Origin of the sequence: Bradyrhizobium sp. (assembly GCF_016219575.1) — a bacterium.
GTDB lineage: Bacteria > Pseudomonadota > Alphaproteobacteria > Rhizobiales > Xanthobacteraceae > Bradyrhizobium.
The window spans coordinates 66664-84561 of record NZ_JACRMG010000035.1 but is presented as its reverse complement, the minus strand read 5'-3'; the positions used below and the strand labels follow the sequence as shown (position 1 = coordinate 84561).

Genomic DNA, 17898 nt, shown 5'->3' with positions numbered 1-17898 from the left:
CTCCCTGCACCGGTGCATGAGAAGGTGGGCACGGCGCAAGCGCGCCTTTCCCCACCCTGCGGTTCTCTTCAGGATGAGGAACTCAGACCCTCATGGTGAGGAGCCGCGTAGCGGCGTCTCGAACCATGAGGCCCCGCTCAATGCAAATGCAGCACGTGCAGCAAATTCGGCCAGAACAGGCCGAATCCGCTCATCGCGATTCCCGTCATCAGCAGCACTCCCGATAGCCAGGCGAGCCATACCATGCCGGTGATGATGGTCGCCGACGCCAGCACGATGGCGATCTGGAACATCGCGGATGCATATTCGTAATGATGGTACTTGTCCGTCGCCACATCGCGCGCCACCTCGGCTTCCTTGGCGCGCTTGGCGAGCTGCTCCGATCCCTCGCCGGTTTCCGGCTCGGAGCGATAGCGCGCGGCCGTCTTGGTCCAGTCGTCGATCTGCTTGGCCAGCGCGGCCTTGGCCGCCTCGTCGGTGGTGGTGCCGAGCGCGAGCTTGCCCTGCTCGGCGGCGGTCTGGATCTGGGTGCGGCGGATGCTCTTCGCCTGGAAGAACGCCCACAGGTTCGATGCCTCGACATTCTTGCTGATCGACAGGGTCTGCGCGCCCTTGCCGAGCATCTCCGACAGCGCCAGGAACAGCGCGATGACGGCGATCAGCAATGCGATGTTCCTGTTGGAGCCGGAAGCGTGTTCGGCGTGCTCCGCGTGCTCCATGCTTTCGTGTGCGCCCATGATCCCCTCCAGTTGAAACGCGTCGGCCCCACGATTGACCGAACAATATGGCGCGCGCAAGGGGCCACATAGCGTTTTCAAGCGAAGTGGGCACCGGTTCGCGTGAAGAAAACGCGTCAAGAAGAAGAGTCGCTATCAACGGTATGACACGGAGATGTCAGCGGCGCGGATGAGCGCTGCGGTAGACTTCCAGCAGCCGTTCGCTGTCGATGCCGGTATAGATCTGCGTGGTCGAGAGCGAGGCGTGGCCGAGCAGCTCCTGGATGGCGCGGAGGTCGCCGCCGCGGGACAACAGATGCGTGGCAAAGGAATGCCGCAGCGCATGCGGCGTGGCGCTGTCGGGAAGCCCCAGCGCGCCGCGCAGCCGCTCCATCGCGAGCTGGATGATGCGCGGGCTCAATTGGCCGCCACGGGCGCCGACGAACATCGGTCCGGCCGGGGACAAGGACCAGGGGCAGATCGCGGCATAGTCCTCGATCAGTTGCAGCACGTTCTGCAGCACCGGCACCATCCGCGTCTTGTTGCCCTTGCCGGTGACGACGAGCACGTCGCCTTCGCCGGGCTTCGGCACGTCGCGCCGCTTCAGGCCGAGCGCCTCGGAGATGCGCAGGCCCGAGCCGTAGAGCAGCGCCATCACGGCGGCGTCGCGCGCCAGGATCCAGGGATCGCGCTCCTCGCCGGCGCGCTCGTCGGCGTCCGCCAGCCGCTTGGCCGCCGCCATCTGGATCGGTTTGGGCAGGCTCTTGCCGACTTTCGGTGCGCGGATCGCGGACAATGCGCCGACCTTGCCCTTGCCCTCACGCTCGAGGAAACGGCCGAATGAGCGCAGGCCCGCCAGCGCGCGCATCAGCGAGCGTCCCGCGATGTCATCGGCGCGGCGCATCGCCATGAAGGCCCTGACGTCGCTGGCCTCGATCGCGGCAAAGCCCTTCAGCGTCACCTGCCTGCCGCGGTGCTCGGCGAGGAAGGTGAGAAACTGCCTGATGTCGCGGGCATAGGCTTCCAGCGTCTTTGGCGATAACCGCCGCTCGGCGCCGAGATGTTTCTGCCACTGCACGATTTCGCGCGCGATGGTGCCGTCTGCGCATTCGAGCGCAAGCTCTTCAACGGCTGGGTCGGGTTTTGCCAATCTGGAGAAGCCCTTTGGGGTATCGACGCCGTGATTCTCCTGATTATATCGCACTTTCTTCCTTACCCCTTCGCTAAGGCGGCGCCTCTTCCCGATGGACCATCCCACGCGTACCAGTTCCTCCGCCGCCGCGACGCGGGTCGTCGACGTGCTGGTGCCGGTCGCGCTGAACCAGACCTATTCCTACCGCGTGCCCCGCGGCATGGAACTGGAAGCCGGCGACGTCGTCGCCGTTCCGCTCGGTCCGCGCGAGGTGATCGGCGTGGTCTGGGCGCAGAACGAAAAGCCCGATCCCCGGCTGCACAACCGGCTGAAGGACGTCGGCGAGAAGCTCGATGTGCCGCCGCTCAAGGGCGAGCTTCGTGCGCTCGTCGACTGGGTCGCCAACTACACGCTGTCCGCGCGTGGCATGGTGCTGCGCATGGCCCTGCGGATGGGCGAGAATCTCGGGCCCGAGCGGGCGCGCATGGGCGTGCGCCTTGTGGGCGAACCGCCAAGGCGGATGACGCCGGCACGGCGGCGTGTGATCGAGGTGCTTTCCGACGGCCTGCTGCACGGCAAGTCGGACGCCGCGCGCGAAGCCGGCGTCTCGACCGGTGTGATCGACGGGCTCGTCGATGAGGGCACGGTGACGGTGGAAGTGATGCCGCCTCCGCCGCCGCCACCGCCGCCCGATCCCGCTTACGCGAGACCGGAATTTTCGCGCGAGCAGCGCGCCGCAGTGGACATGCTGCGCACGCTCGCCGCCAACGGCAGCTTTCACGTCGCCCTGCTCGACGGCGTGACCGGTTCCGGCAAGACCGAGGTCTATTTCGAGGCGATTGCGGAAACCATCCGCCGCGGCAAGCAGACGCTGATCCTGATGCCGGAGATCGCGCTCACCGGGCAATTCCTCGACCGCTTCTCGCAACGTTTTGGCGTGCGTCCGATCGAGTGGCATTCCGAGCTGACGCCGCGCACCCGCGCCCGCAACTGGGCGGCGATCTCCGAAGGCAAGGCGCCCGTTGTCGTTGGCGCGCGTTCGGCATTGTTCATGCCCTACGCCGATCTCGGCCTCATCGTGGTCGATGAAGAGCACGACCAAGCCTACAAGCAGGAAGACGGCGCGCATTATCACGCCCGCGACATGGCGGTCGTGCGCGCCCATATCGCGAAGATTCCCATCATTCTCGCGTCGGCCACGCCGTCGGTCGAGAGCGAGGTCAATGCGCGCAAGGGGCGCTACCAGCGCGTGGCGCTGCCCTCGCGCTTCGGCGGCCAGCACATGCCGCATATCGAGGCGATCGATCTCAGGCGCGAGCCGCCCCCTCGCGGCCGCTTCATCTCGCCGCGGCTTGCCGAGCAGATCCAGATCGCGGTGGAACGGCGCGAGCAGGCGCTGTTGTTCCTCAACCGCCGCGGCTATGCGCCGCTGACGCTGTGCCGGGCCTGCGGCCATCGCTTTGCCTGCACCATCTGCGATGCCTGGCTGGTCGATCACCGCTTTCGCCAGCGCCTGGTCTGTCACCATTGCGGCTTCTCGATGCCGCGCCCGCATATCTGCCCGCATTGCGCGGCGGAGGAATCGCTTGTCGCCGTCGGCCCCGGCGTCGAGCGCCTGCAGGAAGAGGCGGCAGCGCTGTTTCCGGATGCGCGCACCATGGTGCTGTCGAGCGATCTCATCACCTCGATCGAGACCATGCGCAGCGAGCTCAACGAAATCGCCGAAGGCCGCGTCGACATCATCATCGGCACACAACTGGTAGCGAAGGGGCACAATTTCCCGCGGCTCAACCTGGTCGGCGTGGTCGACGCCGATCTCGGCCTCAGCAATGGCGACCCGCGCGCTGCCGAGCGGACGTTCCAGCTGCTCAACCAGGTGATCGGTCGCGCCGGCCGCGACCAGGGCCGCGGCATCGGCTATCTGCAGACGCATCAGCCCGAGCATCCCGTGATGAAGGCGCTGGTCGCCAACGACCGCGAGGCGTTTTACGCCAGTGAGATCGAATCCCGCGAGCGCACCGGCTATCCGCCGTTCGGCCGGCTGGCGAGCCTGATTATCTCCGCCGGCGACCGCCCCACGGCGGAAAGCTTCGCGCGCAAGCTTGTTTCCGTGGCGCCGCTCGACGAGCGCATCCAGGTGCTGGGCCCGGCGGAAGCCCCGCTCGCCGTCATCAAGGGCCGCTACCGCTTCCGCCTCCTGGTCAAATCGCTGCGCAATGTCGACCTGTCGGAATATCTGCGCGAATGGCTGGCCGCAGGGCCGAAGACCAAGGGCAATCTCAAGCTCGAGGTCGACGTCGATCCGCAGAGCTTTTTGTGAGGTCTTGTCATTCCGGGGCGCCGCGAAGCGGCGAGCCCGGAATCCATGACCACCATCGTGAGTATGGATTCCGGGCCCGCGCCAGGAGGCGCGTCCCGGAATGACGAAGGAGGAGTCACGGAACGACGAAGCAAAAAAGCCTGCCGTCATTGGCGACGGCAGGCTTCCCTGAGCACGCAGGATTCCCTGCGGCTTTACGCAACGCAACGCTTACCAAGACCGTTGGGAAGCAGAACCGGCGCTCGTTGGCGCGTCCGCGAGGCTTACATGACCTCGGCGGTGACGTGGCCGACGCCGGAGGACGTCAGGCCGACTTCGCGCGCGGCGCCCTTGGAGAGGTCGAGCACGCGTCCCTTGATGAAGGGGCCGCGGTCGTTGATCGTGACGACGACGCTCTTGCCCTTGTGGGTGACGCGCAGCTTGGTGCCGAACGGCAGCGAGCGGTGGGCGGCCGTCATGTCGTTCTCGTTGAAGCGCTGGCCGGAAGCCGTCTTGTTCCCGTGGTCGTTGCCGTAGAACGAGGCGACGCCGGCAAAGCTGCCGCTGCCCGACGACGGGATGGCCGCGTTGGCGTCCTTCCAGCTGTGGCTGGAATGGGCGCGGTGATGGTGCTTCTTCGATTTGGCCGAGGCTTCAGAAAGGCCCCCGACCAGGAGAGTTGCGGCGATGAGCGCAGTCGCCGAGAGCGACCGGGTTACTCCCGGTGCCGACTTGTTGGTCTTCAGCATACTATAGTCCCTTGATAGTAATGCCACATTTGTGACAGTGGAACCCCCGTCCCAGTTACGTTGGGGGAGCGTTTCCTTTCGCAATGCGGCATGAATTGGGCAGTAAAGTCTGTTTATCTCGGGCTGAAACATCTTGTTACTTATCGGTAGAACTACGGAAAGTTCCGTAATACTTGGATTTAACGAAACTTTAACCATTACTATACTTAGAAGTACTGAAGAAATAAGTCGTTTGCTGCACTGCGAAGAAGTGAGAAAGTAAAGCGCCAAGTGCAGGCGGAGCCCGGCCGTTGCATCGGCTTGGCGGCCTTTGGCCGGGTGTGTGGGACCATGCCGGGTTCCGGCGGGGCCGCTCAGCCGAGCGGCCAAATCCGGTGCGATTCGCGGGGCGGAAAACGCGACTTCCCGCGGCATGGAAAAGTGCCTGCGACAAGGCTTCCGATCACGTGCCCGTCATGTTGCACCTGCGCGCTCGCTATGTTAGCAAAGCCGCGATTTTAACGATCCCGGCAACACTTCTGCCGGTCGAAAATCGAAGTCCCGCTTGAATTCCAAGGGCTTGGATCGCTAGGCGCCGCTTGTGGCGACGGTTTTTCCCTTGCGAATTTGACAGCTAAAAAGAGCGCGTCTGTGGCTGCACAAGATCCGTCGGTTTCCGGAGTCTCCGGTCGTTACGCAACGGCCCTGTTCGAGTTGGCGCGGGATGAAAAATCCATCGACGCCATCAAGGCCGATCTCGATAGATTCGACGCCATGCTGGCTGACAGCGCCGATCTCAAGCGCCTGGTCCGCAGTCCGGTATTTTCCGCCGAAGTGCAGATGAAGGCGCTGGATGCGGTGCTCGCCAAGGCCGGCATTTCCGGCACATCGGCAAAGTTCCTCAGGGTACTCACCGCCAACCGGCGCCTGTTCGCGGTGTCGGATGTGATCCGCGCCTTCCGCGCGCTGGTGGCGAATTTCAAGGGCGAGGCGACTGCCGAAGTCACCGTCGCCGAGCAGCTCAACGACAAGAATCTCGACGCGCTGAAGTCCGCACTGAAGTCGGTGACGGGCAAGGACGTCGCGCTCAACGTGAAGGTCGATCCTTCCATCATCGGCGGCCTGGTGGTCAAACTCGGCAGCCGCATGGTGGATAGTTCGCTTCGCACCAAACTCAATTCGATCAAGCACGCGATGAAAGAGGCAGGCTGATGGACATCCGCGCCGCGGAAATTTCCGCGATCCTCAAGGACCAGATCAAGAATTTCGGCCAGGAAGCCGAGGTTACCGAAGTCGGACAGGTGCTGTCGGTCGGTGACGGTATCGCCCGCGTCTACGGGCTGGACAACGTCCAGGCCGGCGAAATGGTCGAGTTCGAGAACGGCACCCGCGGCATGGCGCTCAACCTCGAAACCGACAACGTCGGTATCGTGATTTTCGGCGCCGACCGCGAGATCAAGGAAGGCCAGACCGTCAAGCGCACCCGCGCCATCGTGGACACCCCGGTCGGCAAGGGCCTGCTCGGCCGCGTCGTCGACGCGCTGGGCAACCCGATCGACGGCAAGGGCCCGATCCAGGCCGACAAGCGCATGCGCGTCGACGTCAAGGCGCCCGGCATCATTCCGCGCAAGTCGGTGAGCGAGCCCATGGCGACCGGCCTCAAGGCCATCGACGCGCTGATCCCGGTCGGCCGCGGCCAGCGCGAGCTGATCATCGGCGACCGCCAGACCGGCAAGACCGCGATCGCGCTCGACACGATCCTGAACCAGAAGCCGCTCAACGCGCAGCCGGACGAGAACATCAAGCTGTATTGCGTCTACGTCGCGATCGGCCAGAAGCGCTCCACCGTCGCCCAGTTCGTCAAGGTGCTGGAAGAGCAGGGTGCGCTGGAATATTCGATCATCGTCGCCGCCACCGCGTCCGATCCGGCCCCGATGCAGTACATCGCGCCCTTCACCGGCTGCACCATGGGCGAGTACTTCCGCGACAACGGCATGCACGCGGTCATCATCTATGACGACTTGTCCAAGCAGGCCGTCGCCTACCGCCAGATGTCGCTGCTGCTGCGCCGCCCGCCGGGCCGCGAAGCCTATCCGGGCGACGTGTTCTATCTGCACTCCCGCCTGCTCGAGCGCGCCGCCAAGCTCAACAAGGACCAGGGCTCGGGCTCGCTGACGGCGCTGCCGGTCATCGAAACCCAGGCCAACGACGTGTCGGCCTACATCCCGACCAACGTCATCTCGATCACCGACGGCCAGATATTCCTGGAAACCGACCTGTTCTTCCAGGGCATCCGTCCGGCGGTGAACGTCGGTCTGTCGGTGTCGCGCGTCGGCTCCTCGGCGCAAACCAAGGCGATGAAGAAGGTCGCCGGCAAGATCAAGGGCGAGCTGGCGCAGTACCGCGAAATGGCGGCGTTCGCGCAGTTCGGTTCCGACCTCGACGCCTCGACCCAGCGCCTGCTCAACCGCGGCTCGCGCCTGACCGAACTCCTGAAGCAGCCGCAGTTCTCGCCGCTGAAGATGGAAGAGCAGGTCTGCGTGATCTGGGCCGGTACCAACGGCTATCTCGATCCGCTGCCGCTCAACAAGGTGCGCGCTTTCGAGGACGGCCTGTTGTCGCTGCTGCGCGGCAAGAACGCCGACATCCTCAACAACATCCGTGACAGCCGCGATCTCTCCGACGACACCGCTGCCAAGCTGAAGTCGGTGGTCGAAGGTTTCGCCAAGTCGTTTGCTTGATGCCGTCACGGCCGGGCAAGAGCGCGGAGCGCGTCTTCGCGAGAGATGTTCCGGCCATCCACGTCTTCGACGTGGAATAAGACAAGACGTGGATGCCCGGCACGAGGCCGGGCATGACGAACGAGAGGGTTTGCGGCCGGCTCGAACGGCAGGTCGCTAGGGTGAACGAAGAATGGCTTCACTGAAAGACATGCGGGTCCGCATCGCCTCGACCAAGGCGACGCAGAAGATCACCAAGGCGATGCAGATGGTCGCAGCTTCCAAGCTGCGCCGTGCGCAGACGGCGGCCGAGGCTGCCCGGCCCTACGCCACCAAGATGGAAGCCGTGATCGGCAACATCGCGGCTGCCGCGGCGGGCTCGCCCGGCGCGTCACCGCTGCTGGCCGGCACCGGCAAGGATCAGGTTCATCTGCTGCTGGTCTGCACCGGCGAGCGCGGCCTGTGCGGCGCCTTCAACTCCGCGATCGTGCGCCTGGCGCGCGAACATGCGCTGTCGCTGGTCGCGCAGGGCAAGGAAGTCAAATTCTTCTGCGTCGGCCGCAAGGGCTACGAGCAGCTCCGCCGCACCTTCGACAAGCAGATCGTCGAGAATCTCGACCTGCGCAGCGTGCGCCAGCTCGGTTTCGTCAACGCCGAGGATATCGCCAAGAAGGTGCTGGCGCGTTTCGATGCCGGCGAATTCGACGTCTGCACGCTGTTCTATTCGGCGTTCAAGTCGGTGATCGCGCAGGTCCCGACCGCCCAGCAGGTCATCCCGCTGGTGGTGGAAGGCGAAGGCGGCAACGGCTCGTCGACGTCGTACGAATACGAGCCGGAGGAGGACGAGATCCTCACCCGCCTGTTGCCGCGCAATCTCGCGGTGCAGGTCTTCCGCGCGCTGCTGGAGAACAACGCCTCGTTCTACGGCGCGCAGATGTCGGCGATGGACAACGCCACCCGCAACGCCGGCGAAATGATCCGCAAGCAGACGCTGGTCTACAACCGCACGCGTCAGGCCCAGATCACCAAGGAACTCATCGAAATCATCTCCGGCGCAGAAGCAGTCTGACCGGGCACGAAATTCGGATCGAAGGAGACAGTCAATGGCTACAGCAGCCAACCAGATCGGTCGCGTCACCCAGGTCATGGGCGCCGTCGTCGACGTGCAGTTCGAAGGCCATCTGCCGGCCATTCTCAATTCGCTGGAAACCAAGAACGGTACCAACCGCCTGGTTCTCGAAGTCGCGCAGCATCTCGGCGAGTCAACCGTGCGCACGATCGCGATGGACGCCACCGAGGGTCTGGTGCGCGGCCAGGAAGTGACCGACACCGGCCAGCCGATCGCGGTTCCCGTCGGTGACGGCACGCTCGGCCGCATCATGAACGTGATCGGCGAGCCGATCGACGAAGCCGGTCCCATCAAGTTCGAAGGCAAGCGCGCCATCCACCAGGAAGCGCCGTCCTACACCGACCAGTCGACCGAGGCCGAGATTCTCGTCACCGGCATCAAGGTCGTCGATCTCCTGGCGCCCTACGCCAAGGGCGGCAAGATCGGCCTGTTCGGCGGCGCCGGCGTCGGCAAGACCGTGCTGATTCAGGAGCTGATCAACAACGTCGCCAAGGCGCACGGCGGTTACTCCGTGTTCGCCGGCGTCGGCGAGCGTACTCGCGAAGGCAACGACCTCTATCACGAGTTCATCGAGTCCAAGGTCAACGCCGATCCGCACAATCCCGATCCGAACGTGAAGTCGAAATGCGCGCTGGTGTTCGGCCAGATGAACGAGCCGCCGGGAGCGCGTGCCCGCGTCGGCCTCACCGGCCTCACCGTCGCCGAGCACTTCCGCGACCAGGGCCAGGACGTGCTGTTCTTCGTCGACAACATCTTCCGCTTCACGCAGGCAGGCTCGGAAGTGTCGGCGCTGCTCGGCCGTATTCCTTCGGCCGTGGGCTATCAGCCGACGCTCGCCACCGACATGGGCGCGCTGCAGGAGCGCATCACCACCACGCAGAAGGGCTCGATCACCTCGGTGCAGGCCATTTACGTGCCGGCCGACGACTTGACCGACCCGGCGCCGGCGACCTCGTTCGCTCACTTGGACGCCACCACCGTGCTGTCGCGTGCCATCTCGGAAAAGGGCATCTACCCGGCGGTCGACCCGCTCGACTCCACCTCGCGCATGCTTTCGCCGCTCGTCGTCGGCCAGGAGCACTACGACACCGCGCGTATGGTCCAGCAGGTGCTGCAGCGCTACAAGTCGCTGCAGGACATCATCGCCATTCTCGGCATGGACGAACTGTCCGAAGAGGACAAGATCGCAGTGGCGCGCGCCCGCAAGATCGAGCGCTTCCTGTCGCAGCCGTTCCACGTCGCCGAAGTCTTCACCGGCTCGCCCGGCAAGTTCGTCGAGCTCGCCGACACCATCAAGGGCTTCCGCGGCCTCTGCGAAGGCAAGTATGACCACCTGCCGGAAGCCGCCTTCTACATGGTCGGCACCATCGAAGAGGCGGTCGAGAAGGGCAAGAAGCTCGCCGCCGAGGCAGCTTAAGAGGCGAATGGCGAATAGGGAGTAGCGAATAGTCCTCGCTGCTCCCGTCCGGTTCGCCACTCGCTATTCGCTATTCGCTATTCGCAGGTTTTCCCATGGCCACCTTCCACTTCGATCTCGTCTCTCCTGAAAAGTTCGCCTTCTCCGGCGAGGTCGATCAGGTCGACATTCCCGGCGTGGAAGGCGATTTCGGCGTGCTTGCCGGCCATGCGCCGGTGATCGCTGCGGTCCGGCCGGGCATCATCACGGTGTTCGTCGATGGAAAGCGTGAAAAGATCATCGTTACCGGCGGTCTCGCCGAGGTTTCTGAAACAGGCCTGACCGTGCTCGCAGACGTGGCGCGCTCGCTGGACGAACTCGATCACGCCAAGCTGGCCGACGTTATCGCGGAGATGGAAGCCAAGCTCGCCGAGAGCGAGGGTGACGAGTTCGATCGTGCCCTCGAGCGCCTCGATCATTTCAAGAGCGTGCAAAGCGAGCTGACCTCGACTGCGATGCATTGATCGGCGAAGGCCGGACCGTCTGAACAATCCAGCGGGTTAAAGGTCCACCATCGCGCGACCGGTGACGGAACCCAGTTGCGCGGCGCGTTCCGAAGCGGCATTCTGTGGCGGCAGCATTGTGTTGTCCGGAACTGCTTTCCATGAAGCGCAAGATCGCGGCGATTTTTGCGGCCGATGTTGCCGGCTACAGCCGACTGGTTGCCGAGGATGAAGAGGAGACGCTGCGGCGGCTTGCCTCCTACCGGCACGTGATCGACGATTTCATCGCCAAGAGCAGCGGGCGCATCTTCAACACCGCGGGCGACGCGGTGCTGGCGGAATTTTCCAGCGCCGTGGAGGCGGTGCGCTGCGCGATCGACATCCAGGAAAGCCTGCGCACGCGCAACATGGCCTATCCGCCGAGCCGGCAGATGGCGTTCCGCATCGGCATTACCATCGGCGACGTGGTCGAGCGCGACGGCGATCTCTTGGGTGACGGCGTCAACATTGCAGCCCGCCTCGAAGGCCTCGCCGAAGTCGGCGGCATCTGCGTGTCGCGCGCGGTGCACGAGCAGGTCGCCAACAAGCTCTCGGTGCAGTTCGCCGACATCGGCGAGCAGGAAGTGAAGAACATCCCGAACCCCGTGCACGCCTACATGGTGGCGATGCGGCGCGAGGACGGCAGCTATGCCAAGCCGAAGGTGAAAAAGCCCGCCAGGGCATCGGAGGCGCCGAACTGGATGTGGCCCGTCGCGGTCACCGTGGTCAGCCTTGCGGCCATCGGCGTCGGCGGCTTCCTCTATCTCACCAAGCTGGAAATGTCGCCCGCATCGAAGCCGCAGGTCGCCGCGAGCGGTCCCGCCACGCCGGCGCCTGCGCCGATCCCTTCGCCGTCGCCGACTTCTGCCGCCGCGCCCGCGCCTGCGCCTGTGCCGACCCAGGCTGCTGTGTTGCCGCCGCCGCTACCGTCGCCGACAGCGACCACTGCCGCCGTCGTACCCGCACCACCGCCGCCCTTGCCGTCGCCTCCGCCGCTGCTGATCGTCGCGGGTGAAAGATTTGCGCCGGAGGCGATGCCCTTCATCAGCAATCGCGTGCGCACCACCCTCGCCAGCGAATATCTGCCGGCCGCCGACCACAAGGCCATCGCCACCACCATCAACGGCATCAACGCCTTCGTCGTCGGCCAATCCAGCGAGGAGGCGGCGAAGGCCGCTGCGGTCGAGCAGTGCCAGAAGAAGGCGGAGCAGATCAATGCGCCGCGCCGTTGCGAGGTCTATGCGGTCGGCAATGCCGTGGTTTATCCGCACGGCAAGCCGCCGGTGCCGCCGCTGCCATGGATCAAGCACGATCCCCTCACCGAGCGGCCGTTCGTCGCCGACGAGATGCCGATGATCCGCGACCAGGGCAAGACGCGGCTGGAGAATGCCTATACGCCCGGCCGCAAGACCAAGGTGATCGCGCTCGGGCCCGGCGGCCAGTTCTTCTACTCCACCGCGGTGGAAACCGTCGACGATGCGGCGCGCCGCAATCTCGAATCCTGCGGCGCGCTCGCAGGCGTGGCCTGCATGATCGTTGCGCTGGACGATGCCTTTGTCGTGCCTGTGCCCAGGACCATGAAAGTCACGGGCTTCTTCCGTCCCGGCGAAGCCCGCATGATCGCGGCCGACGCGCGCGACGATGTGTTCCGCAGGCTCGACGCCGCCACCAGCGGCTGGAACGCGGTCGCCGTCGGCGCCGCCGGCCGCCCTGGACTGTCGCTGAAGGCCGCGAGCGAGCAGAACGCCATCAACGAGGCGCTCGCCAATTGCGTCAAGTCCGATAGCGACTGCCGTGTCGTTGCGATCGGCCCGTTCGCCGTCGGGCCGAACTAGGTTCGGCGAACGGAAGCGACGAGCCCCTTCTACTTTGCATGGGGTTGTTTTCGCGATTTTTTTCCAGCGGTGCCCCGATCCCGCTCTACCTTGCGAATTTGGCGAACAGTCCGGCCACCGTGCGATACACCTCGCGGCGGAACGGCACCACGAGGTCGGCGACGCGGTCGAGGTGCTCCCACCGCCAGGCATCGAACTCCGCGGGCTGGCCGTTGCGGGGCGTCAGCGGATCGATCTCGCTCTCGCTGCCGGTGAAGCGCAGCGCGAACCATTTCTGCCGCTGGCCGCGGAATTTGGCCAGCCGATGCGATTGCGGGCCGTCATAGGGCGGGAATTCGTAGGTCATCCAGCCGGTTTCGCCGAGATAGTCGGCGGACACCGCGCCCGTCTCTTCCCAGAGCTCGCGCATCACGGCCGTGCGCGGGTCCTCCTCCGGATCGATGCCGCCCTGCGGCATCTGCCACTCCAGGCCGGGCAGGATGATCTCCGGCCCGTCATCCTTGAAGCGGCGGCCGATCAGCACCAGGCCTGCGGCGTTGAACAGCGCGATCCCGACATTGGGGCGGTAGGGCTTTTCGGAGGACATGGTCTCACCTGTCATTCCGGGGCGCGCGAAGCGCGAACCCGGAATCTCGAGGTTCTCAGGGACGCAACTGCGCCCCATAGTTCGATGCTGACGCATCGCCCCGGAACGACGTGCCCATGATTACCCGGCCAGCCTGGCAAATTCCTTCACCACCCGCTCATAGACCGGCCGCTTGAACGGGATGATCAGCTGCGGAAGGTTCTTCATTGGCTCCCAGCGCCAGTTGACGAATTCCGCCTTGTGGCCGCCGCCGGGATTGGCGACGTTGATCTCGCTGTCCTTGCCGGTGAAGCGCGCCGCAAACCATTTTTGCCGCTGGCCGCGGTAGCGTCCCTTCCAGGCGCGCCCGGCCACGGTGCGGGGGATGTCGTAGATCAGCCAGTCCGGCACCTCGCCGAGCTTTTCGACCGAGCGGACGCTGGTTTCCTCATAGAGCTCGCGCTTGGCCGCTTCCCAGGTGTCCTCGCCGGGATCGACGCCGCCCTGCGGCATCTGCCAGACATGGATGTCGTCGACATGCTCGACGCCGCCCGCGCGCCGGCCGATGAAGACGAGCCCGTCGCTGTTGAGCAGCATCATGCCGACACAGGTTCGGTAGGGCAGGTCCTCGTAGCGCGCCATTCCGTCAGGGCTCCAGGCAATCAGGCAGACAAAGCCGGGGGGCTTCGCAGATACGGCCGGTCGGCTGATCTAGTTTGATTTTGATTTCAGCATCGCGGTTGTCAATGGCACCAGCATGATGCCGCGGGCCTCCAGCGCCTTGCTCCAGGCCGACAGCCGCTCGATCGAGATCGGCAGCGCCGAGGCGATGCCGACCGCCGTGCCGCGCTCCCGCGCGATGGTCTCGAGCTTCGACAGGGCGCGGTCGATCTCCAGCGTGGTCGGTACCGCGTCGATGGTGACGTCCGCCCTGGCGAAGGGCATTGCCTGGCCCGCCGCCAGCGCGGCTGCGACGCTGCGCGGCGCCGAGCCGTCGTCGAAATAGCCGAGCCCGCGCTTGGCCGCCTCTCGGACGATCGGCTGCATGACATTGTCGGACACCACGAAGCGCGCGCCCATGAAATTGGCGATGCCGGCATAGCCCTGGAAGCGGCTGAGGTGCCAGTGCAGCCGGTCGAGGTTCTGCTCGGCACCGAGCGTCGACAGCAGCGTCTGTGGACCCGGATCGTTGTCGGGATAGTCGAACGGCTCCATCGGCACCTGCAGCAGGATTTCGTGCCGCTGCGCCCGCGCCCGTTCGGCGAGCCTGGAAGGATCGGCGCCATAGGGCGTGAAGGCCAGCGTCACCGCCGGCGGCAGCTTCATGATGGCGTCCGCCGTCTTGGCGGCGCCGACGCCGAGCCCGCCGACCACGATCGCGACAACCGGCATTTTGGCGGCCTTGGCGCGGTCGGCCTCGGCCGCATAGACCGTGAAGGGCTTCAGCCCGTCGGCCATCACCGGGATCATGCCGTAGCGCGATTTCTCCAGCAGGCGCTGGTCGATTCCGGCCATTGGAACCGGGGACTGGTCGTTGCCGTCCTTGGCTGCGGGGTCGCCGCCGAGCACGAATTCCTGCCGCTTGCCGCTGGATCCGTCGATGATGGTGACGGTCTGTTGCCCGGCAGCGGGGCCAGCCGCCGGCTGTTTGGTGGACGCCTTGGTTTCTGCGGTCGAAGGTGCCGACGCCTTTCCGGCGTCCGGGCCCGGCTGCCGCAGCACGATCCGCGCCTTCGGCTCGCCGCCGAGGGGATCGTCGTTGAACAGGGCAAAGCCGGCAAAAGCGGCCAGGAACAGGCCGAGCAGCACGGCGAGTGCCTGCATCGCCGTGAACGGCAGGCGGAACCGGCGCGCCGGCCGCGCTGCCGTTTCCTGTCCGAGCGGTGTGCTCAGATCGTCGGCCGTTTCAGCCATAAATCTCCCCGAATCACCGCCCGCGAAGATACCACGGCAGGCCCGAATCGCGGCGCTTCCGCGGCGGACGGGGCCGGACCTGGCGGGCATGACCCCGAAAACGGGGCTCCCGGTTTTCCGATGGGATCATGCGCCCAGCAAAAAGGGCGGCCCGGAGGCCGCCCTTTTACAAATGTCTTGCAGCGCGCTTCAGTTCGCGGCCTTGGTCGCGGGCTTGTCGGTCGTCGTCGGTCCCGTGGCGGTGGCCTTGATGCCGTGCAGCAGGTCGGCCGCGGTCTTCAGCGCCTTGTCGTCCTTGGCGTCCGGCGGAACGTAGGACTGCGAGCCGGTCTTCTCGTCGCCGTCGTTCTTCAGGTGGCCGCGCAGCGAGGCCTCGCCCTTGGTGTCGGTGCGCGCCTTCAGCTCGTCCGGCACGTCCTGCAGCACCTCGATGTCGGGCACGATGCCCTTGGCCTGGATCGACTTGCCCGACGGCGTGTAATAGCGCGCGGTGGTGAGCCGCAGCGCGCCGTTGCCGCTGCCGAGCGGGATGATGGTCTGCACCGAGCCCTTGCCGAACGAGCGCGTGCCGATCAGCGTCGCGCGCTTGTGGTCCTGCAGCGCGCCGGCGACGATTTCCGACGCCGAGGCCGAGCCGCCGTTGATCAGCACGATCACAGGCTTGCCCTTGGTGAGGTCGCCGGCATGCGCGGCGCGGCGCTGCGTTTCCTCGGCATTGCGGCCGCGGGTGGAGACGATCTCGCCACGCTCCAGGAACGCGTCGGAAACGGTCACGGCTTCCTCGAGCAAACCGCCCGGGTTGTTACGCATGTCGATGATGAAGCCCTTCAGCTTGTCGGCGCCGATCTGGTTGGAGAGATTGTTGATCTCGCGCTTCAGGCCTTCGGTGGTCTGCTCGTTGAACGTCGTGATGCGAATATAGGCGATGTCGTCCTGCTCGACGCGGGCGCGCACCGAGCGGACGCGGATGTTGTCGCGCACCAAGGTGACTTCGATCGGATTGTCCTGGCCCTTGCGGATGATCTTCAGCCGGATCTTGGTGTTGACGGGCCCGCGCATCTTCTCGACGGCCTGGTTCAGGGTCAGGCCCTGCACCTGCTCGTCATCGAGCTGGGTGATGATGTCGTTGGCCATGATGCCGGCCTTGGACGCCGGCGTGTCGTCGATCGGCGAGACCACCTTGATCAGGCCGTCTTCCATGGTGACTTCGATGCCGAGGCCGCCGAACTCGCCGCGGGTCTGCACCTGCATGTCGCGGAAGCTCTTGGCGTCCATGTAGCTGGAATGCGGATCGAGGCCGGCCAGCATGCCGCTGATGGCGGATTCCACCAGCTTGCTGTCGTCGGGCTTCTCGACATAGTCGCTGCGCACGCGCTCGAACACGTCGCCGAACAGGTTGAGCTGGCGGTAGGTGTCGGAGGTCGCGGCCCGCGCGCTCGAACCCATCAGCACGGCACGCGGCTGCGTGACCATCAGGGTGAGGGCCGCGCCGGTTGCGGCGCTGAGGAGGATTACAGAGGTCTTGCGCATCATCCGCGAACCTTTTCGCCTTCATTTGCGGCCCACCATGGGCCTGGGTCGATTGGAGTGCCGTCCTTACGGAACTCGACATAGAGCACGGGCTGGCTCGCCGTGTTGGTGGCGAGAATGGACGCTACCTGGGAGGTTTTTCCCATGGTCGCGACCGGCTCCCCCGTAAGCACAAACTGGCCGATGTTTACCGAAATGCGCTCCATCCCGGCGATCAGGACATGATACCCGCCCCCGGCATTGAGGATCAAGAGTTGACCGTAGCTGCGGAAGGGGCCGGCATACACAACCCAGCCATCGCACGGGGTTGTGACCTGCGCCCCGGCCCGCGTTGCCAAAGAAATGCCTTTTTCTACGCCGCCGGCGCCGTCGGAACCGCCAAAATCGCGAATCTTGGGGCCATTAACCGGGTAAGCGAATAGTCCCTTGGCGGAGGCAAAGGCGATCGCCGGGCTCTGCCGCGATGGGTCCTTGAAAAGGGCCGGATTGGGCTTTCCGTTCACCAGCGCAGGGGTGCCCTGCATGGTTGCCGCAGCGGCCGCTTTTGCGGCCGTTTTGAGGTCCTGCTCCATCCTGGCGATCAGGCCCTGCAGGCTGTCGACCTGCTTCGACAGCGCTACCGCGCGGCTGCCTTCGGCCTCCATGTCCTTCTCGACGGCGGCCTGCTTGCGCTGGCGCTCGTCGACCAGCGCGCCCAATTTGACGTGGTCCTCCTTCAGCCGGTCGCGATCGATCGCGAGCTTGTCGCGTTCGGTGGCGATCTGCTTGCGCAGCGCGACCAGTTCGCCGAGGTCCACCGCCAGCTTCTCCGCGCGCCCACGCAGTTCCGGCACCACGGCGCCGAGCAGCATCGCGGTGCGCAGCGATTGCAGCGCATCCTCGGGACGCACCAGCAACGCCGGCGGCGTGCGCCGTCCGGCGCGTTGCAGCGCGGCCAGCACCTCGACGATCTCCGAACGTCGGGAGTCCAGCGAGGCGCGGATCTGCGCCTCGCGGCTGTCGAGCGGCCGCAGCCGCGATTCGGCATCGGCGATATTGTTTTCGATGCTGCGCACTTTCGTGGCGGTATCGATCAGCTGCTGGGAGAACTTGCTGCGGTCCTGCCCGATCGCGGCGATCTCGGCCTGCAGCTTCTGCCTGAGTTCGGCGGCGTTCTTCTGCTCGATGCGCGCGGCCTCCAGCTCCTGCTCGCGCTGCTTGATGGCGTCGGCAGAGATCGCGGCGGGCGGCGCCGTCTGCGCGGCAACCGGCAGGGCGACACCGGCGGAGAGCAGCGCAAGCGAGAGCAGGGCAAGCGAGGGAGCGACGGCAACGGACGATCGCTGGCCGCTTTCGGCGGCCGCCGCGATGAGATCTCCGTCCCGCGCTGACTGCATCGTTTCCGTTTCGCGC

Annotated in this window: 15 protein-coding genes; 7 read left to right on the top strand and 8 right to left on the bottom strand. The window is 65.5% G+C overall.

Going from position 1 to position 17898, the window contains the following annotated elements:
• Positions 1–137 precede the first annotated feature (137 nt).
• Positions 138–737: a DUF4337 domain-containing protein gene (locus tag HZB49_RS26370; protein ID WP_291616750.1), complete on the bottom strand. Its 600-nt coding sequence runs from the start codon at positions 735–737 to the stop codon at positions 138–140.
• Positions 738–894: 157 nt separating this feature from the next.
• On the bottom strand, positions 895–1866 hold the full coding sequence (locus HZB49_RS26365; RefSeq protein WP_291616748.1) for a tyrosine recombinase XerC: 972 nt from the start codon (positions 1864–1866) through the stop codon (positions 895–897).
• A gap of 94 nt (positions 1867–1960) precedes the next feature.
• Here HZB49_RS26365 and HZB49_RS26360 point away from each other — a divergent pair, with 94 nt between their 5' ends.
• Complete coding sequence (locus HZB49_RS26360; RefSeq protein ID WP_291616745.1) at positions 1961–4168, top strand: primosomal protein N'; 2208 nt, start codon at positions 1961–1963, stop codon at positions 4166–4168.
• A gap of 263 nt (positions 4169–4431) precedes the next feature.
• Here HZB49_RS26360 and HZB49_RS26355 read toward each other — a convergent pair whose 3' ends face one another.
• Complete coding sequence (locus HZB49_RS26355) at positions 4432–4896, bottom strand: septal ring lytic transglycosylase RlpA family protein (RefSeq protein ID WP_291616743.1); 465 nt, start codon at positions 4894–4896, stop codon at positions 4432–4434.
• A gap of 630 nt (positions 4897–5526) precedes the next feature.
• On the opposite strand from HZB49_RS26355, the gene HZB49_RS26350 reads away from it, so the two are divergent.
• The 6 genes from HZB49_RS26350 (at position 5527) to HZB49_RS26325 (ending at position 12497) form a co-directional block, all read left to right on the top strand.
• Positions 5527–6087 carry a F0F1 ATP synthase subunit delta gene (locus HZB49_RS26350; protein WP_291616741.1) on the top strand — a complete coding sequence of 187 codons (561 nt, stop codon included), beginning with the start codon at positions 5527–5529 and terminating at the stop codon, positions 6085–6087.
• Positions 6087–7616 (top strand): F0F1 ATP synthase subunit alpha, encoded by a 1530-nt coding sequence (gene atpA / locus HZB49_RS26345; protein ID WP_291616739.1) that lies wholly within the window; start codon positions 6087–6089, stop codon positions 7614–7616. Before HZB49_RS26350 ends, atpA begins: the two co-directional genes overlap by 1 nt.
• 172 nt (positions 7617–7788) lie before the next feature.
• Positions 7789–8664: a F0F1 ATP synthase subunit gamma gene (locus HZB49_RS26340; RefSeq protein WP_291616737.1), complete on the top strand. Its 876-nt coding sequence runs from the start codon at positions 7789–7791 to the stop codon at positions 8662–8664.
• 34 nt (positions 8665–8698) lie between these two features.
• Positions 8699–10141 carry a F0F1 ATP synthase subunit beta gene (gene atpD / locus HZB49_RS26335; protein ID WP_291616735.1) on the top strand — a complete coding sequence of 481 codons (1443 nt, stop codon included), beginning with the start codon at positions 8699–8701 and terminating at the stop codon, positions 10139–10141.
• Between the two features lie 95 nt (positions 10142–10236).
• Positions 10237–10644, top strand: a complete 408-nt coding sequence (locus HZB49_RS26330) for a F0F1 ATP synthase subunit epsilon (RefSeq protein ID WP_291616733.1) — start codon at positions 10237–10239, stop codon at positions 10642–10644.
• A 140-nt stretch (positions 10645–10784) separates the two neighbouring features.
• Positions 10785–12497, top strand: coding sequence for an adenylate/guanylate cyclase domain-containing protein (locus HZB49_RS26325; protein ID WP_291616731.1), 1713 nt, complete (start codon positions 10785–10787; stop codon positions 12495–12497).
• A gap of 85 nt (positions 12498–12582) precedes the next feature.
• Here HZB49_RS26325 and HZB49_RS26320 read toward each other — a convergent pair whose 3' ends face one another.
• The 5 genes from HZB49_RS26320 to HZB49_RS26300 form a co-directional block, all read right to left on the bottom strand.
• Positions 12583–13083 (bottom strand): RNA pyrophosphohydrolase, encoded by a 501-nt coding sequence (locus HZB49_RS26320; protein ID WP_291616729.1) that lies wholly within the window; start codon positions 13081–13083, stop codon positions 12583–12585.
• 120 nt (positions 13084–13203) lie between these two features.
• Positions 13204–13704 carry an RNA pyrophosphohydrolase gene (locus HZB49_RS26315; RefSeq protein ID WP_291616727.1) on the bottom strand — a complete coding sequence of 167 codons (501 nt, stop codon included), beginning with the start codon at positions 13702–13704 and terminating at the stop codon, positions 13204–13206.
• 69 nt (positions 13705–13773) lie between these two features.
• Positions 13774–14976, bottom strand: a complete 1203-nt coding sequence (locus HZB49_RS26310; protein WP_291616726.1) for a divergent polysaccharide deacetylase family protein — start codon at positions 14974–14976, stop codon at positions 13774–13776.
• A gap of 189 nt (positions 14977–15165) precedes the next feature.
• Positions 15166–16509, bottom strand: a complete 1344-nt coding sequence (locus HZB49_RS26305; protein WP_291616724.1) for a S41 family peptidase — start codon at positions 16507–16509, stop codon at positions 15166–15168.
• The gene (locus HZB49_RS26300; RefSeq protein WP_291616722.1) at positions 16506–17882 is read right to left on the bottom strand and encodes a peptidoglycan DD-metalloendopeptidase family protein; all 1377 of its coding nucleotides are present in this window, start codon (positions 17880–17882) and stop codon (positions 16506–16508) included. Before HZB49_RS26300 ends, HZB49_RS26305 begins: the two co-directional genes overlap by 4 nt.
• Between the last annotated feature and the right edge of the window lie 16 nt (positions 17883–17898).

Excerpts from the sequence above, each read along its gene's own strand:
- HZB49_RS26310 (WP_291616726.1), bottom strand. The coding sequence starts at position 14,976 with ATGGCTGAAACGGCCGACGATCTGAGCACACCGCTCGGACAGGAAACG.
- atpD (WP_291616735.1), top strand. The coding sequence starts at position 8,699 with ATGGCTACAGCAGCCAACCAGATCGGTCGCGTCACCCAGGTCATGGGC.
- HZB49_RS26340 (WP_291616737.1), top strand. The coding sequence starts at position 7,789 with ATGGCTTCACTGAAAGACATGCGGGTCCGCATCGCCTCGACCAAGGCG.
- HZB49_RS26355 (WP_291616743.1), bottom strand. The coding sequence starts at position 4,896 with ATGCTGAAGACCAACAAGTCGGCACCGGGAGTAACCCGGTCGCTCTCG.
- HZB49_RS26330 (WP_291616733.1), top strand. The coding sequence starts at position 10,237 with ATGGCCACCTTCCACTTCGATCTCGTCTCTCCTGAAAAGTTCGCCTTC.
- HZB49_RS26320 (WP_291616729.1), bottom strand. The coding sequence starts at position 13,083 with ATGTCCTCCGAAAAGCCCTACCGCCCCAATGTCGGGATCGCGCTGTTC.
- atpA (WP_291616739.1), top strand. The coding sequence starts at position 6,087 with ATGGACATCCGCGCCGCGGAAATTTCCGCGATCCTCAAGGACCAGATC.
- HZB49_RS26370 (WP_291616750.1), bottom strand. The coding sequence starts at position 737 with ATGGGCGCACACGAAAGCATGGAGCACGCGGAGCACGCCGAACACGCT.
- HZB49_RS26315 (WP_291616727.1), bottom strand. The coding sequence starts at position 13,704 with ATGGCGCGCTACGAGGACCTGCCCTACCGAACCTGTGTCGGCATGATG.
- HZB49_RS26300 (WP_291616722.1), bottom strand. The coding sequence starts at position 17,882 with ATGCAGTCAGCGCGGGACGGAGATCTCATCGCGGCGGCCGCCGAAAGC.
- HZB49_RS26305 (WP_291616724.1), bottom strand. The coding sequence starts at position 16,509 with ATGATGCGCAAGACCTCTGTAATCCTCCTCAGCGCCGCAACCGGCGCG.
- HZB49_RS26360 (WP_291616745.1), top strand. The coding sequence starts at position 1,961 with ATGGACCATCCCACGCGTACCAGTTCCTCCGCCGCCGCGACGCGGGTC.
- HZB49_RS26325 (WP_291616731.1), top strand. The coding sequence starts at position 10,785 with ATGAAGCGCAAGATCGCGGCGATTTTTGCGGCCGATGTTGCCGGCTAC.